Source organism: Nocardia sp. CDC159 (assembly GCF_023740735.1).
In the GTDB taxonomy this organism is placed as follows: domain Bacteria; phylum Actinomycetota; class Actinomycetes; order Mycobacteriales; family Mycobacteriaceae; genus Nocardia; species Nocardia pulmonis.
On record NZ_JAMRXH010000009.1, the window covers coordinates 19,420 to 35,459 of the forward strand.

The window sequence follows — 16,040 nt, forward strand, 5'->3', positions numbered from 1 at the left end:
TAGCCTGTCCGATGTGTATTTCGGCGGCAGAACGATTCCGGGCGGTACCTACCAGGCGCCGGGGCGGGTGCGCCGATGAACGGTCTGCTCGCCGCCAACGACGGCGGCATCCTCACCTGGCTGCGCGGCAACGGGCTCGAGGTCGTGCTCTACGTCGTCGGCGCGATGCTGTTCAGTCGCTTCGCGACCTACGTGCGCGACCGGATCACCCGCAAGATCGACGCCGGGTTCCAGAGCAGCGATTCGCTGGTCCGCTCGGAGGCGGCCAAGCATCGGCACGCGCTGGCGCAGGTGGTCACCTGGGTGCTGCTGTCCATCGTGTACTTCCTGTTCGGTCTGGAAGTGTTGAAGCGCTTCGGTTTCACCATCGGTGGCCTGGTCGCGCCCGCCGCGGTGCTCGGCGCCGCCCTCGGTTTCGGCGCCCAGCGCGTGGTGCAGGACCTGCTGGCCGGGTTCTTCCTCATCACCGAACGGCAGTACGGATTCGGTGATGTGGTTCGCATCGCAGTCACCGGACAGCCCGACCCCGCCGAAGGTACGGTGGAGGACGTCACGTTGCGAATCACCACCCTGCGCAACGCCGACGGTGAGGTGATCACGGTGCCGAACGGCCAGATCGTGAAAGTCACCAATCTGTCGAAGGATTGGGCCCGCGCCGCGATCGACGTTCCGGTACCCGCGACCGCCGACATCACCAAGGTCAACGAGATCCTGCACCAGGTCGGTGCCAAGGCGTTCCAGGACGGCAGGCTGAAATCGCTGCTGCTGGACGAGCCCACGGTCATGGGTCTCGAGGACCTCACAGTCGATCAGATGAACATCAGGATGGTTGCTCGCACATTGCCGGGCAAGCAGTTCGAGGTTGGGCGCGAGCTGCGGGTACGGGTGGCCGCGGCGTTGCGCCGGGAGGGAATGAGTGAAAACGCGTAGGTCGACGGCGATCCTGATTGCCGTCTGGGTCGTCACATTTGTGCTGTACATATTCGTCAAGCCGACTACGCCGCAGCACGAGGGCTTCTCGCCGATCGCGAATATCATTACGACATCGGTGAATACGCCCGCACCCGCCCGTTGAGGTGGCTGTGGCATAACTGTGACAAATCCCCCCGCGGAGTGTGGTCACGGGAATACGCCCGGTCCGCTGGTTAGACTGGCTCCCCGTGATCACCCTGCGGAACGTCACCAAGTCCTACAAGACCTCGACGCGACCCGCGCTGGACAATGTTTCGGTCGAGGTCGGCAAGGGCGAGTTCGTCTTCATCATCGGGCCGTCCGGTTCGGGCAAGTCGACGTTCATGCGGCTGCTGTTGAAAGAGGAGCGACCCACCTCCGGCGAGGTGTACGTCGCCGATTTCCGGGTCGACCGGCTGCCCGGCCGCAGGGTGCCCAAGCTGCGCCAACGCATCGGCTGTGTATTCCAGGACTTCCGGTTGCTGCAGCAGAAGACCGTCGAGCAGAACGTGGCGTTCGCGCTCGAGGTGATCGGCAAGAATCGCAAATTCATCGACCGCGCGGTGCCCGAGGCGCTGGATCTGGTCGGTTTGTCCGGGAAGGCGGATCGACTACCGAGCGAATTGTCCGGTGGTGAACAGCAGCGCGTGGCGATCGCGCGCGCGTTCGTGAACCGGCCGCTGGTCCTGCTCGCCGACGAGCCCACCGGCAACCTCGACCCGGAGACCAGTCAGGACATCATGACGCTGTTGGAACGCATCAACCGCACGGGCACCACGGTGCTCATGGCCACCCACGACAATCACATCGTCGACGCCATGCGCCGACGCGTGGTGGAACTCGATCGTGGGCGGCTCGTGCGGGACGAGGCCACCGGCGTGTACGGGGTGGGCCGGTAATGCGCGCCAGTTTCCTGTTCGGCGAGGTCTTCAACGGCCTGCGCCGCAACGTCACCATGACGGTGGCGATGATCCTGACCGTCGCGGTGTCGCTGACCATGCTCGGCGGCGGCCTGCTGGCCGTGCGGATGGCCGACAAGACCGAGCAGTACTTCCTGGATCGGCTCGAGGTGCGGCTGTATCTGACCGAGGACGTGTCGGCATCGGATCCGGACTGTGCGAAGGATCCGTGCAAGGCGCTGATGTCGGACCTGAAGGCGACCCCGGGCGTGGTGACCGTGCAGTTCCTCAACCGCGGCGATGCGATCCGGGAGGCGAAGGAGAAGACCTTCAAGGATCAGCCCGAACTGGCCCAGTACGTGAGCGAATCGCCGCTTCCGGCGTCGCTGCGGGTGAAGATGGCCGATGCCGGGGAGTACCCGCGCATCTTCCAGAAGTTCCAGGGCCGCCCCGGCGTCGGCTTCGTGCGCAACGACAAGGACATCGTCGACCGGCTGGTGAGCCTGTTCGACGGCCTGCGCAACGCGGCGTTCGGCCTGGCGGTGCTGCAGGCGCTGGCCGCGCTGCTGCTGATCGCCAACATGGTGCAGATCGCGGCGTTCACCCGGCGGACCGAGGTGGGCATCATGCGCCTGGTCGGCGCGACCCGCTGGTACACCCAGCTGCCGTTCCTGCTGGAGGCGGTGGCGGCGGCGCTGGCCGGTTCGGCGCTGGCGCTGCTGGGCCTGCTCGCCGCCCGGCCGCTGGTGATCGACCGGGCGCTCGGTGATCTGTTCGCCTCCAAGGTGTTTCCCCGTATCACCGGCGACGACATCGCCATCGTGGCGATGACGATCGTGCCGGTGGGCATCGTGTTCGCGGCGCTGACGGCCTACGGGACGCTGCGCTATTACGTGCGCGAGTGATTTTTTCGGCATAAGGGGTGCGGCTGTGCGTTCGACCCCTTTCGCCGCGGTTTTCGATCCGTAGGATGGCCAGGGTGACTTCCCCCGAGACGCTTGAGACAACCGCCGAACAGACCGGTGTCGGCGCGAATTCCGGTGCGGCACATGAGGTTCTGCGGCGGGTGTTCGGCTACGACACCTTCCGCGGGCTGCAGCGCGAGATCGTCGAGCAGGTGGTCTCGGGTGGTGATGCGCTGGTCCTGATGCCGACCGGCGGCGGTAAATCGCTGTGCTATCAGATTCCGGCGCTGGTGCGGCCCGGGGTGGGCGTGGTGATCTCGCCGCTGATCGCGCTGATGCAGGACCAGGTCGATGCCCTGACCGCGCTGGGCGTGCGGGCGGGCTTTTTGAACTCGACCCAGTTTCCCGACGAGCGGCGCACGGTCGAGGCCCAATTCGTCTCGGGGGAGCTGGATCTGCTGTATCTCGCGCCGGAGCGGCTACGCCTGGAATCGACCATGCAGCTGCTGGACCGGGCGAAGGTCTCGGTATTCGCCATCGACGAGGCGCACTGTGTCTCGCAGTGGGGCCACGACTTCCGGCCCGACTATCTGGCGCTGTCGGTCCTGCACGAGCGCTGGCCCGACGTGCCGCGCATCGCGCTCACCGCGACGGCCACCGAGGCCACCCGCAGGGAGATCGCCGAGCGGCTGGACCTCACGGGCGCAAGGCATTTCGTCGCCAGCTTCGACCGGCCCAACATCCAGTACCGCATCGAGCCGAAGAACCGGCCCGAACAGCAACTGCTGTCGTTCATCCAGGCCGAGCATCCGGGCGACGCCGGGATCGTGTACTGCCTGTCGCGCAATTCGGTGGAGAAGACGGCCGAATTCCTCTCGCGCAACGGCGTTCCGGCGCTGCCGTACCACGCGGGCCTGGACAATCGCACGCGCGCGGCCAACCAGGCCCGGTTCCTGCGCGAGGACGGGCTGGTGGTGGTCGCGACCATCGCGTTCGGCATGGGCATCGACAAGCCCGACGTGCGGTTCGTCGCCCATCTGGATCTGCCGAAATCGGTGGAGGGGTACTACCAGGAGACCGGTCGCGCGGGGCGCGACGGGCTGCCGTCCACGGCCTGGATGGTCTACGGCCTCAACGACGTGGTGCAGCAGCGCAAGCTGATCGACAACTCCGACGGCGACGCCGCCCACCGCAGGCAGTTGCAACTGCATCTGGATGCCATGCTCGCGCTGTGCGAGACCGTGCAGTGCCGCCGCGCCCAGCTACTGGCCTACTTCGGTCAGCGCGGGGACAGCTGTGACAACTGCGATACCTGTAGCAATCCGCCCGAATCCTGGGACGGCACGGTCGCCGCGCAGAAGGCGCTCTCCACGGTGCTGCGGCTCGAGCGCGAGCGCGGTCAGCGCTTCGGGGCGGGGCAGATCGTCGACATCCTGCTGGGCAAGTCGACCCCGAAGGTGCTGCAGCACAACCACAATGAGCTGAAGGTCTTCGGCGTCGGGGCGGATCTGCGCGATACCGAATGGCGCGGGGTGATCCGGCAGTTGCTGGCCCAGGGACTGCTGGCCGTGCACGGCGAATACGGCGTGCTCACCCTCACCGAGGGCAGCGACGAGGTGCTGTTCCGCGGGCGCAAGGTGATGATGCGGCGTGAGCCGGAGCGGGTGAAGGCAGCGAAAGCCCCGCGCGCCAAGGCATCTCGAATGGCGGCCGCCGATCTCGCTCCGGCCGACGCCGACCTGTTCGAGCGGCTGCGGGCCTGGCGGGCCTCGGTCGCGAAGGAGCAGGGCGTGCCCGCCTACGTCGTCTTCCACGACGCGACGCTGCGTGAAATCGCCGCCCGCAAGCCCCGCACGCTCGACGAACTCGGCGGGATCAGCGGTATCGGTGAGAGCAAGCGCGCCAAGTACGGGGAGGGAGTGCTGGCGGCGGTCGCCGAGGGCGGCGCGGCGGCTCCGGCCGCCAAGCCTCGTCCCGGCCCCGATCGGGCCGCGCCCCAGGCCAAAGGCGCCCCGGCCCGTCCCCGGGCCACGTCTCGATTCGCCGCGCAGGAGGTGCCGCCGCCCCCGGACAATTGGGATCACGAACCACCACCGGACTGGGACTTCGAACCGCCGCCGGACGACCGGTACTGATTCGCGTACCCATCCGGCCCAGAACGACTGCGCCCGAGAGACTTCCGACGAGCCTGCCCGATATGGACGGTTGACCGGTTTCCTCCCCCTAGTCGGAACTGTGTGAACTGCGTTTATTCACATCTTCTATCCGGGTACCGTGGAGGTATGGCGGTCGGTGACGACAAGGTGATACTGGGGGACGGTTTGCCCGCGGATCGTGCCGCCTTCACGGTGTCCGCACCGGGGCCCGAGCCGGAATCCCAGGACGATGTCCACAGCCGTTCTCGGATGTGGACGCGCAAACTGCTCGGCGGCCCGCGCATTTCCACGATGCTGCTGGTCTCGGTCTGGGTGGCACTGTTCGTCCTGTACCTGCAGGTGCGGCCAGGGGGTTAGGCGACGGGGGCTATGAACGATCTCGACAGCGTGCGCACCGAATTCGACCCGCGCCCAGACACCTCCCGATAGCGTTCGGCCATGCAGCACGACCAGCGCGGCGACGATCGTGGCTATCAATCCGATTCCGCCCCCGGAGACGGCCCGGACCTGGCCCGGGCCCGCGCCCGCCGCATCGACGGCGCCGTCGACGCCGGTTGGTTGCGCCCCCACACCCGGCCGTTGCGTGGCCGACCGCGGGCATCGACGGTCGTACTCGTGCTGATCTTCATCGCCGCTTTGCTCGCCTATCTGGAACTTCGTCCCGGCGGCTGACCGGAAAATGGCTCGCGCGGTGGTCGGCTCGCGATCTACCGTTGATCGTGGTCGTCCTCGAGGGGCGCACCGGAATCTCCGGCCCGCGTTCCCCGTGTCGGAGGCGGCCATGCCATTCGGGTTGGCACAGACCTTTTACGTCTGCCGGGGTTCGACTCCCCTCCGGTGCGCCCCGTTCCGGTCGTCCGCGAGGTCGTGGCTCTGCGGGCTCTCCGCCGCGTGCGGGGGACGCCCCCGCCGCGACTTCGTGATCGGGGCGGGGCGTATCCGTGCCGAACTCGTTGTGGGGAAGGAGTTTCACTATGCACATCACGGTGATGGATTGGCAGCGCACGCTGCTCTACCGCGACGGCAAGCTCGACCGGGTGCTCGAGCCGGGCCGTCACCGCTACGACCAGAAGCGCTGCACGCTGGTCACGGTCGATATGCGGCCACGCCAGACACAGGTCAACGGCCAGGAGCTCCTCACCCGCGACGGGCTGTCTGTGCGGGTCAGCCTCCTCGCCGATTGGGCGGTCACCGACCCGGTCGCGTTCACCACGAATGCCCAGTATCCCGAGACGGTCCTGTACGCCGCGGTCCAGGAGGCCGCCCGCGACAGGGTCGCCGCGCACACCCTCGACGAGCTCATCGCCGATCGCTCCCTGCTCACGGCCGGTGCCGAGGTGGCCGCGGCGGTCGCCGCCCTCGGCATCCAGGTCTCCGGCGTGCGCGCCCGCGACCTGATGCTCCCCGGCGAACTGCGCCGGGCCGCCCTCGAGACGGTCCTCGCCAAGGAGCGCGGCCGCGCCGACCTCGAGCGCGCCCGCGCCGAGGCCGCGGCCCTGCGCTCGCTGGCCAACACGGCCCGCCTGCTCGAGGAGAACCCGACCCTGCTGCGCCTGCGCACCCTCCAGGTCGCATCGACGCCCGGCACGCAGGTCGTGCTCGATCCGCGCGAGCGTTCCTGACCGATCGCCGACCGGATCGCCTCCGAGCGAACGCGCGGAATATTCGATTGATCGCGGCAATTATTGTGGGTCGTTATGAAGGAGAAGGGGCGCAAGGTCATCGCCACCAACCGCAGGGCCCGGCACAACTACATGATCCTGGAGACCTACGAGGCCGGGGTCGCGCTGGTCGGTACCGAGGTGAAGAGCCTGCGCGAGGGGAAGGCGTCGCTGGTCGACGCGTACGCCACCATCGATGACGGCGAGGTGTGGCTGCGTGGGCTGCACATTCCCGAATACGGGCACGGCACCTGGACCAACCACGCTCCGCGACGTACTCGCAAACTGCTGCTGCACCGCCGCGAGATCGACAAGCTGACCGGTAAGACCAAGGAGTCCTCGCAGACCCTGGTCCCGCTGTCGATGTACTTCTCCGACGGCAAGGTCAAGGTCGAGCTCGCGCTGGCCAAGGGCAAGCAGGACTACGACAAACGCCAGGATCTCGCCCGCCGCACCGCGGAGCGGGAGGTGACGCGCGAGCTGGGTCGGCGGATCAAGGGTATGCGTTGACCTCGGTCCTGCTGGCCCTGCTCGCGGCCATCGGCTACGGGGTGAGCGACTTCGTCGGCGGGGTGGCCTCGCGGCGGGTCGCCGCCCTGCGCATCGTCATCGTCTCCTACCCGCTGTCGGTGCTGCTCATGGTGGCCATCGCGCCGCTGGTCGACGCACGGCTCGACGTGCCCGCGCTCGCCTGGGGCGCGGGGGCGGGCGTGGCCAGCGGGCTGGCCGTGTGGTGGTTCTACGCGGCGCTGGCCAGCGGCCCGATGGCCGTGGTCTCGCCGCTGACCGCCGTGCTGGTGGCCGGGGTGCCGGTCGTGATCGGCCTGCTCTCCGGCGAGCGCGCCAATCCCGCGGCCTATGTCGGGATCGGTCTCGCGGTGGTGGCCGTGGCCCTGGTCAGCAAGGAATCACCCGACGACGTCACCGAGGAGATCACCGGCGGCCGCGAACTACGCTTCGACCGCCGCGTCGCCCTGCTCACCGTCGGCTCGGGCATCGCCTTCGGATTCGCCTTCGTCTTCCTGCACGAGGCCGCGGGCCCCGCAGGCCTCTGGCCCCTGGTCACCTCCCGCATCGCCGCCACCTTCGTGGTCTGGACCGCGGCCGTCGCCACCGGCCACTTCCACGCCCCCACCGGCAAACCCCTCCGCCTGGCGGCCTACGTCAGCGTCCTCGACGTGATCGCCAACGTCGCCATGCTCTACGCCTTCCACGGCTCCCTCCTGTCCCTGGTCAGCGTCATCGGCTCGCTGTACCCCGCCGCGACGGTCCTGCTGGCGATGATGTTGCTGGGCGAACGCGTGGGCCCACTCCAACAGATCGGCATGGCGATGGCCCTCGGCTCGGTCGCCCTGATCGCCACCGCCTGATGTCTTGTCGCCGGCATCTCATTCCCCTCCGAGGAGATGCCGGCGAGCTCGAACGCTAGGGACATCTCCGCGGACACCCTCGACTCGGAATGTGAAAGGGCCAGCTCAGAGCCCATTTCCCAATGTTCCGGACCGGAGATCCGCCCCGGCGCCACAGACCCGCCGCCCAGCGCTGGAATGAACGCTCAACGAAGGGTGTTAACATGAATGGCCCGGTCACAAGCCGGGCGTCATCTGGATCGATGACACAGACGGGGCTGAACGGTTTCGACTGCGTACGTTGATTCAGGGGAAGCGTGTCGGTGCAGGCAGGAGACCACCGTAAGCGTCGCTGTAACCCAATAAGCGCCGATTCTCATCAGCGCGAGTACGCTCTCGCTGCCTAAGCAGTAGAGCGTCTCTGTCAGCCCGGGTTCGCCCTCGACCCGGCCCCTGGCATCAGCTAGAGGGCTCACCGTCCGCCTCGGTCGCGGAGACGGACGGGACAACAAACAGCGACTGGGATCGTCATCTCGGCTGGTTCGCGTGACCGAGAGATCCGAGTAGAGGCACAGCGAACTGCACACGGAGAAGCCCTGGAGACACGGCGGAGGACCCGGGTTCGATTCCCGGCAGCTCCACCCAAGGCCCCTCACCTCGAAGGTGGGGGGCTTTTTCAATCTGGTAACCCGGATGGCCGGAAAGTGGGTCGGCTTCGGCAAGAACTTCGACGTGAAACGCGGGCTCCTGGGAACTTGTCCTTCAGGACCGTTCCACCTTCAAGGCCACGATCGAGGCGTTCGACCGACCTGCCGAGTAGTACTTGCCGGTCCTTTTCGTAGGGCTATCGGCGGCTGTTCGATGAACGGCAGGGTTACGTCACCCTGCCGTTGAAGTATGTGGCAATTCACGCATCCGGTTCCCCGTATGCCGCGGCAATATCCTCCGAACTGCTCCACCCGCTGTAGGTCGGGGACTGGGGCCAACCCTCTGGGGAGTCCTGCCATTCCTCCCGGCGGCCGTAGGGGAGTATGTCGATGAGGGGGAAGGTGTGGCTGAGTTGTTCGCAGCCGCGGCCGGTGGTGTGCCAGGTGCGGTAGACGGTGTTGTGGTGGCGGAGGAAGACGTTGATGGCGAAGCCGCCGTTGGGTGGGGCATCCACGTCGGTGCCGAAGGGGCTGTTGGCGGTGGAGTACCAGGGCATTTTGTTGCCTACTCGGCGTTTGTAGGCGAGGGCCTCGGTGATGGGGCCCTGGGTGACTATGACGAAGCGGGCGTCGTAGTTCTTCAGGAAGTTCAGGCGGGTGAACTGGGCGGTGAAGCCGGTGCAGCCGCTGCACTGCCACTTCTCGTTGGGGAACCACATGTGGTTGTAGACGATCAGTTGGGACATGCCGTCGAAGATGTCGACCAGGCGGACGGGGCCCTGCTCGCCCTCGAGGGTGTAGTCGGGCATCTCGACCATCGGCAGGCGGCGGCGCTGGGCGGCGATCGCGTCGAGTTCGCGGGTGGCGGCCTTCTCGCGCTTGCGGAGTTCGGCGAGTTCTCGCTGCCAGGTGGCGGTGTCGACGATGGGCGGCAGGGCGTTGGTGGTCATGGGGTCCTCCGTAATCACGCGTGGCGGGTTGTGGATGTAGACCCGGTTGGGCCGTCGAATTCATCGGTGGTCGTCGCGGATCTCGCGGAACCGGTCCCGCGCCCGGCTCGTTGGCATCGCATGGCAAACGCGTCGCCTCGAGTTGTCGGTGCCTGGTGCCATCTCGCGGTTCGGATCGCATTGTCGCTGACGATGGTGGGGTTCGGGATGGTGAAAGTGATTCCCGCGCAGTTCGTCACGTTCACGCTGCCGGGGCAGATGCTGGTCACCGTGGCGGAGTCGTCCGGGTCGGGGATGCTGTGGAAGTTCATGGCGGCGTCGGATGTCTACACGGTCGTCTCGGGCTGCGTCGAGGTGCTCGGCGGCGTCCTGTTGATCTTCCGGCGGACGGTGCTGCTCGGCGCGCTCGTGTCGATGGTCGCGCTGATTCAGGTCTGCGTGCTCAACCTCGCCTACGGGGTGCCGGTTGTGCTGGTGCCGCTGGTGATGCTGGCGATGGCGCTGGCCGTGTCCGCGCCGTGGTGGCGGCGGTTGGTGGATGTGATGTTCCGTGAGGTGGATTCGGCTCGGCGGGTGCCGGTGCGGTTGGTGGCGGATCGCCGAATCCGACTGGGCGGCACGGTGATTCATCTGGTCGGTGTACTGCTGATCGCCGGGGCGATCGGTGCCACCGCACTGCGTACCCATCACGAGTACACCGCGCGGAATTCCGCCTGGGACGGCGTATGGGCCGTCACCGCGTTCGACGGCGGCGGCGTGCCCTGGGCGCAGGTCGCCATCGACGACCGTCCCGCATCCACCCGCCTGGTGCTGCGCCGCGGTCCGGATCTGCTGAAGCGGGACGTGACGATCGACCGGACGCCGCCGGTGCTGCGGGCGGCGGGAATCGTGCTCGCGGTCGAGCAGAACGAGCCCGACACGCTGTGCCTGGCCGGGTCGTTCGACGGTCAGCGGGTTCACGTCCGGTTGCAGCGTATGCCGGTGCTGGTGAGGTCCGGCGAGTTCCGTTGAGACAGGCCACATTCGGCGGCGCGCGGTGTTCGCCGCCGCACCCCCATCCAGGCGCCGGATCGCTGGCGGATGAGCCCGTCGGATTTGGGTATCTCCCCACCATGTTCGCCATCGTTGCTGCAGTACTGTTCGCCATCGCTCTGTTGCTCGACCTCGTCTACCGCGGGGTGACCTATGGGGTTTCGGCTCTCGTCATCGCCGGGCTGCTCGGGCTTGCTTTGCATCAAGCCGGGTACAGCGATCGGGTTCGCGGGTCTCGGGCGCGATGGCGACGGCGGTGAGCTGAACGGGCGGTGCCCGGCGCGGCCGTCCGCATCGTGAGGGCGGCGGCGTAGAGCGGCGCGGCCCATCCTCGGGGGGCTCGGGAACGAAGACTTCTAGACACGCTTTCGGACGGAAGAGTTGGGCCTCCGTCCGAAGTTTTTGCTGTGTCTGAACTTTCGACCGGAGAGCTGACAGGGAGGATCGGATGGGCAGCAGGACGATTGCGGGTGGGATCAGGCTTGCCGTGCTCGGGGCGGGAAGTGTTGCCATGGTGCTCGTTTCGGTGGTGAGTGCGGGGGCGGCATTCGCTCGTTCGGACCACGCGCATGCCGCGCCCGCGTTTGTCGCCGAGGAGCCATCGGGCGAAACGGATGAATTCGATGACGAATCGGATCTCGAGGTCGTGGACGCTGATGCGGAAGTTCAAAAGGCGCTCTGTAACGAACGGAAGTTCTCCGACGAGGGTGCGGTGCGCTGGTGGGATATCTACGGCTGGTCGGTCAAGGAATACCGGGGAAGCAAGCCGTACCGGGAGGCGGCGCCGAGGGTGTTCATCGGGGATCACAAACCGCCGATGGGCGTCGGTCCGGCTGCCGTCTACCGACACTACATTCGCACCCTGTGCGACAAGCCCGCGGTGCAGAAGGAGTGGGTTGCCGCGCTGAAGGACTTCGATGAGCAGATACCCTCGACCCTCAAACCCGGCTGTGAGATGGAGGCGGGAATTGTCGCCTTCAATATGAGGAAGCTCGAGGCACAGGTCAAGGTGCTTGTCGACGAGAAGAAGATGCCGTTCAAGATGGCCGCCAACATCATCGGTCCGGACGAGCTGCGGGCATGGCGGAAGTTGTCCGCCGAGGAGAAGGAGCAGTTCTTCGTGGAACCGTCGACCTGCAACTTCGAGGAATAGCCCTTCCTCACTTCGAGTCGATGGCACCCCCGTGGTAGCTCACCACCGGGCTCCACAGGAAAAACCCCTCGATCCCCACCGCCCGAGCCGCATCGATCTGCGCCCGTACCTCCTCATCGCCATACGCCACTCCGAGGCTGAAATCCTGTAACCACGGGATGATTTCCGCGCCCGTCCCCTCCGTGCGGGCGCGGAAATCCTGTAGCGAGCGGAAGGTGATGTCGTAGGGCTGGGCGTTCGGGTTGGGGACGTTGTATTCGCCCGGGTTCCAGTGCGACGGGTAGACCATGGGTGCGATGTATTCGACGTGGCGCGACATCAGGGTGATGTCCTGGGCGATTTCGTCGGGGCGGTTGACGGCGATGCCGAAGACCGCCGCGCTCAGGTGGGCTCCCGCTTTGTGCACCGGATCGCGGCTCTCGCGCAGGAAATCGGCGACCGAGACATTGGGGTGATCGGTGAGGCCCGGGAAGGTCATGGCCGACAGCGGGCCGTCGGGGCGGCGGACGTAGTCGTACATGATGCCGTCGAAGCCGAGTTCGGCGGCCTCGACCGCCAGGTCGATGTTGTAGTCGCGGATCGCGGGGTGGGCGAAATTGGTGAAGGCAATCGGACCGTACTTGCTCGAATACGGGTTGCCGGACGGGTCCTGGACGACCCAATCCCGGTGTCCCGCATGCCAGGCCCAGGTGGCGACGGCCGGGTCTCGGAAGGCGACGATCCGGCCGACGACGCGCAGGCCGAGGTCGTGGAGCTGGCGCAGGGCGGCGGGAGCGTTGTAGACCTTCTCGACCGCGCCGGATTCGTGGGCGAGCGCGACCCGCGAGTCGTAGCCGACCATGCCGTCCTCGTCCTTGATGTCCAGCTGCACCGTGTTGATGCGGCCCTGTCGGGCCAGGTCGAGCACCGCCTCGCGCATCGGGTCGTAGGACCACGCGTGTGCGGTGACGTGCACGGCGCGCATATGCCCCAGGTCCAGGCCGATGTCGACCGGGCGCGTGGTTTGGTTCCCGGCCGCGTCGACCGCGACCACGCTCGCGCCGATGGGGGCGCGCGGCAGCGCGAACTCGAAACGGCCGTCGGGGTCGGGCGTCACCGATCGATCGCCGAGGGTCACCCGCTGCGCGCCGATCGCCTTGCCGCGCACGGTCATCGGCTGCCGCAGCGAGGCGGGGGCGTCCTGCGGGGTCAGCTCCAGTTCGGGTGGGGTGGTGTCGACGGTGAACGCCGCCGTGGCCCCGGGGCCGGTCCGTAGGAATCCGAACGGACCCGTGGGTGGAATCTCGGCGGCGAAGGCGTGCGTGCCGTCGCTCAGCCGCTCGGGTCGGTAGACCACCGAATCGCCGTCGACCCGGCCGGTCACCTCCGTGCCGTCGAGGGTCAGCCGCACGGCCTGCGGGTCGTGGCCGCGGGCGTCCACTCGCAGTTCCAATGCGGACGCGGCGGCCGCGCCGAGCCGATCCGAGGAGAGCCCCCGCAGCGGCAGACCGGACGGCTCGACTCGCCCGGCGCCGACGACCATCGACCCGACCAGCACGATCAGGACCGCACCGACCGCCACCAGCGCAATCTGTCGCCGACTGAGCGACCGCATCCGCACGAGCAACGCACACCACCCTCCGGATCGGCTCCGATGATTTTGTCCACTATGTCCGGTCTGGCCGCGAAGTCGGCTGATTTCCGATCTTGGCCCGTCAGCACGGCGCGCCGTCGCGTGGTGTCGCGCCGACCTGGGCGAATCGCCGGTGCGGCCACGGAGCGCGCCAGCCTCCCGATGCCGCCTCGCGCTCGCCGAGGGTGCGGCTCGTCGGTGCCGGGCGAGGCTCCGCGGGCCTCGGTACGCCACGCCGCGTACGGGGGTCGACACCCCTACGGCGGGCGCTCGGCGCAGGGTGAACTGAGGGTGAAATTAACTGGGGTTCAACCGATTTCGATCGATGCGGCCTTGCGTGCGGCGCTATACATGACGCATCCATCATGATTGTTCGCGCTTGAAAGGGGACCACAATGCGCAGACTCGCGCACTTGGCCCTGGGGCTACTGGTCAGCGCCGGTGCCCTGGCGATCCCACCCACCGCCAGTGCCGATGCCGACACCGGCAGGCTCGGCGACCTCACCGGGGTCGTCGAGGACGGCGCCGCGACGGTGCTGAAGGCCGGGGCGGCGGCGGTCCGGGTGAGCTTTCCCAATCCCGAGTCCGTGCGGGTGCAATTGGCGCCCGACGGGCAGTTCAGCGATCCCGCGGCAGGCAAGATCATGCTGCCGAACGCGGCACCGCCCATCGCGCCGAAGCGGTCCGACAAGGGGGACTACCGCGCCCTGTCCACCGGCAAGCTCACGCTGCGCGCCTATGAGCGTCCGCTGCGGTTCGCGCTCTACGACGCCGCCGACACCCGGCAGATCTGGGCCGAGACCGCACCGCTGTCGTGGACCAAGGACACCACCACCCAGGTGCTCGGCCGCGGCGGGCAGGAGCAGTTCTTCGGCGGTGGCGAGCAGAACGGGCGCTTCAGCCATCGCGATCAGGCGATCAAGATCTTCGCCGACTACAACTGGAATGACGGCGGTGCGCCGAATTCGCAGCCGTTCTACCTGTCCAGCAACGGATATGGGGTGTTGCGCAACACCTTCGCCCCGGGCGAGTACTCCTTCAAGGATCCGGTGCGCACCACCCACAAGGAACGGCGCTTCGACGCGGTGTACGTGGTCGGCGACGGTATGAAGGGCGTGATCTCCGCCTACACCGGCCTGGTGGGCAGGCCGTTCCTGCCGCCGATCTACGGCCTCGAGCTGGGCGACTCGGACTGCTATCTGCACAACGCCAATCGCGGCGAGCGGCGCACCATGGACGCGGTCAAGATCGCCGAGGAATACACCAAGAATCGGATGCCCAACGGCTGGATGCTCGTCAACGACGGCTACGGCTGCGGTTACGAAAATCTGCAGCAGGTGGGCGAGGGGCTGCGTAAGCACAATATGCAACTGGGCCTGTGGACCGAGAACGGCCTGCCGCATCAGGCCGAGGAGGTCAAGGCGGGCGTGCGGGTGCGCAAGCTGGATGTGGCCTGGGTCGGCCCGGGTTATGAATTCGCCCTGAACGGATGCGATACCGCCCATCGGGGCATCGAGGAGAACAGCGACGCCCGCGGTTTCGTGTGGACGCCGGTGAGCTGGGCTGGCGCCCAGCGGTGCGCGGTGCTGTGGAGCGGCGATCAGTCCGGCTCGCACGAGTACATCCGCTGGCAAATTCCCACCTACGCGGGTTCGACGATGTCCGGAATCGCCTACAACACCGGCGATGTCGACGGCATCTTCGGCGGCAGCCCGCAGACCTACACCCGTGATCTGCAGTGGAAGGCGTTCCTGCCCGCCGTCATGACCATGGACGGCTGGGCGCCGAAGGACAAGCAGCCGTGGCGCTATGGCGAGCCCTACACCGCGATCAACCGAAAGTACTTGGAGCTCAAGGAGAAACTGCTGCCCTACACCTACAGCTATGCGGTCGAGGCGCATCGCACCGGTGTGGGTCAGGTGCGGCCGCTGGTGCTGGAGTATCCGAACGATCCGAACACCTGGGGCGACAAGGCCCGCTACGAATTCCTTTCCGGCAAGGACTTTCTCGTCGCACCCGTCTACGACAAGCCCGAGGTCCGCAACGGCATCTATCTGCCCGAGGGCACCTGGATCGACTACTGGACCGGCAAGACCTACACCGGCCCGACGACCGTGGACGGGTACAAGGCCCCGCTGGACACCCTGCCGCTGTTCGTCCGCGCGGGCGCGGTGGTGCCGATGTGGCCGGACGGCACCACCTCCTGGCAGACCCGCGACAAGGGCGTGCTGAACCTGGACATCTACCCCAGGGGCGAGGGCGGTTTCACGCTGATCGAGGACGACGGGGTGACCCGCGCCTACCAGCGCGGCAAGCAGGCGTCGCAGCAGTTCCAGGTGCGCGCACCGAAATCCGGGAAGGGCGACGTGGAGGTGACCATCGGCGCGAGCGTCGGCGACTTCGACGGCAAACAGCAGTGGCGTCGCTACCAGCTCACCGTGCATGCGGGCTCCCGCCCGGACGCCGTCGCCACCGGCTTCGGCCCGCTGCCCGCGCGCACCGACCGCGCCGATTTCGATCGCTCACCCAACGGCTGGTGGTTCGACCCGAACGACCGCGGGGGTGTCGTGCACGTCAAGACCGACAATGTGCTCACGAACGCGACCGCGGTTGTGCGCCTGACGAATACGACCGTGCTCGGTAAGTGACACGATCCGGGCCGCTCGATTCCGCCGCGGCCGGCAACTCACGCCCCCCCCCAAGAAACAGGGGGCCCCCAGCAAAA

Annotated in this window: 14 protein-coding genes and 1 other RNA gene; 13 read left to right on the forward strand and 2 right to left on the reverse strand. The window is 67.3% G+C overall.

Annotation, left to right across the window (positions count from 1 at the left end; all coding sequences use genetic code 11):
• Nucleotides 1-75: 75 nt before the first annotated feature.
• The 10 genes from NDR87_RS20340 to ssrA all read left to right on the forward strand — a co-directional run bounded on the left by NDR87_RS20340 (nucleotide 76) and on the right by ssrA (nucleotide 8,565).
• Nucleotides 76-930, forward strand: a complete 855-nt coding sequence (locus NDR87_RS20340; RefSeq protein WP_251914606.1) for a mechanosensitive ion channel family protein — start codon at nucleotides 76-78, stop codon at nucleotides 928-930.
• A gap of 230 nt (nucleotides 931-1,160) precedes the next feature.
• A complete protein-coding gene (gene ftsE / locus NDR87_RS20345; RefSeq protein WP_251914607.1) occupies nucleotides 1,161-1,850 on the forward strand; it encodes a cell division ATP-binding protein FtsE in 690 nt (229 codons plus the stop codon).
• A complete protein-coding gene (ftsX, locus tag NDR87_RS20350; protein ID WP_251914608.1) occupies nucleotides 1,850-2,755 on the forward strand; it encodes a permease-like cell division protein FtsX in 906 nt (301 codons plus the stop codon). Before ftsE ends, ftsX begins: the two co-directional genes overlap by 1 nt.
• Before the next feature lie 74 nt (nucleotides 2,756-2,829).
• On the forward strand, nucleotides 2,830-4,890 hold the full coding sequence (recQ, locus tag NDR87_RS20355) for a DNA helicase RecQ (RefSeq protein ID WP_251914609.1): 2,061 nt from the start codon (nucleotides 2,830-2,832) through the stop codon (nucleotides 4,888-4,890).
• A gap of 147 nt (nucleotides 4,891-5,037) precedes the next feature.
• On the forward strand, nucleotides 5,038-5,268 hold the full coding sequence (locus NDR87_RS20360) for a hypothetical protein (protein WP_251914610.1): 231 nt from the start codon (nucleotides 5,038-5,040) through the stop codon (nucleotides 5,266-5,268).
• Nucleotides 5,269-5,349: 81 nt separating this feature from the next.
• On the forward strand, nucleotides 5,350-5,583 hold the full coding sequence (locus NDR87_RS20365) for a hypothetical protein (protein WP_251914611.1): 234 nt from the start codon (nucleotides 5,350-5,352) through the stop codon (nucleotides 5,581-5,583).
• Between the two features lie 302 nt (nucleotides 5,584-5,885).
• Nucleotides 5,886-6,533 carry a slipin family protein gene (locus tag NDR87_RS20370; protein WP_251914612.1) on the forward strand — a complete coding sequence of 216 codons (648 nt, stop codon included), beginning with the start codon at nucleotides 5,886-5,888 and terminating at the stop codon, nucleotides 6,531-6,533.
• A 75-nt stretch (nucleotides 6,534-6,608) separates the two neighbouring features.
• The gene (gene smpB, locus NDR87_RS20375; RefSeq protein WP_251914613.1) at nucleotides 6,609-7,082 is read left to right on the forward strand and encodes an SsrA-binding protein SmpB; all 474 of its coding nucleotides are present in this window, start codon (nucleotides 6,609-6,611) and stop codon (nucleotides 7,080-7,082) included.
• Nucleotides 7,079-7,942: a DMT family transporter gene (locus NDR87_RS20380; RefSeq protein WP_251914614.1), complete on the forward strand. Its 864-nt coding sequence runs from the start codon at nucleotides 7,079-7,081 to the stop codon at nucleotides 7,940-7,942. The genes smpB and NDR87_RS20380 overlap by 4 nt, the downstream gene beginning before the upstream one ends.
• 253 nt (nucleotides 7,943-8,195) lie before the next feature.
• Nucleotides 8,196-8,565: a transfer-messenger RNA gene (gene ssrA, locus NDR87_RS20385) on the forward strand.
• A 263-nt stretch (nucleotides 8,566-8,828) separates the two neighbouring features.
• Here ssrA and NDR87_RS20390 read toward each other — a convergent pair.
• Nucleotides 8,829-9,518, reverse strand: coding sequence for a DUF899 family protein (locus NDR87_RS20390; RefSeq protein ID WP_251914615.1), 690 nt, complete (start codon nucleotides 9,516-9,518; stop codon nucleotides 8,829-8,831).
• A 207-nt stretch (nucleotides 9,519-9,725) separates the two neighbouring features.
• Here NDR87_RS20390 and NDR87_RS20395 point away from each other — a divergent pair, with 207 nt between their 5' ends.
• Nucleotides 9,726-10,529, forward strand: a complete 804-nt coding sequence (locus NDR87_RS20395; protein ID WP_251914616.1) for a hypothetical protein — start codon at nucleotides 9,726-9,728, stop codon at nucleotides 10,527-10,529.
• 469 nt (nucleotides 10,530-10,998) lie between these two features.
• Nucleotides 10,999-11,703 (forward strand): hypothetical protein, encoded by a 705-nt coding sequence (locus tag NDR87_RS20400; RefSeq protein WP_251914617.1) that lies wholly within the window; start codon nucleotides 10,999-11,001, stop codon nucleotides 11,701-11,703.
• A gap of 7 nt (nucleotides 11,704-11,710) precedes the next feature.
• On the opposite strand, the gene NDR87_RS20405 is transcribed toward NDR87_RS20400, so the two are convergent.
• On the reverse strand, nucleotides 11,711-13,264 hold the full coding sequence (locus tag NDR87_RS20405) for a putative glycoside hydrolase (RefSeq protein ID WP_251914618.1): 1,554 nt from the start codon (nucleotides 13,262-13,264) through the stop codon (nucleotides 11,711-11,713).
• A gap of 446 nt (nucleotides 13,265-13,710) precedes the next feature.
• Here NDR87_RS20405 and NDR87_RS20410 point away from each other — a divergent pair, with 446 nt between their 5' ends.
• On the forward strand, nucleotides 13,711-15,963 hold the full coding sequence (locus NDR87_RS20410; protein WP_251914619.1) for a TIM-barrel domain-containing protein: 2,253 nt from the start codon (nucleotides 13,711-13,713) through the stop codon (nucleotides 15,961-15,963).
• The last annotated feature ends 77 nt before the right edge of the window (nucleotides 15,964-16,040 follow it).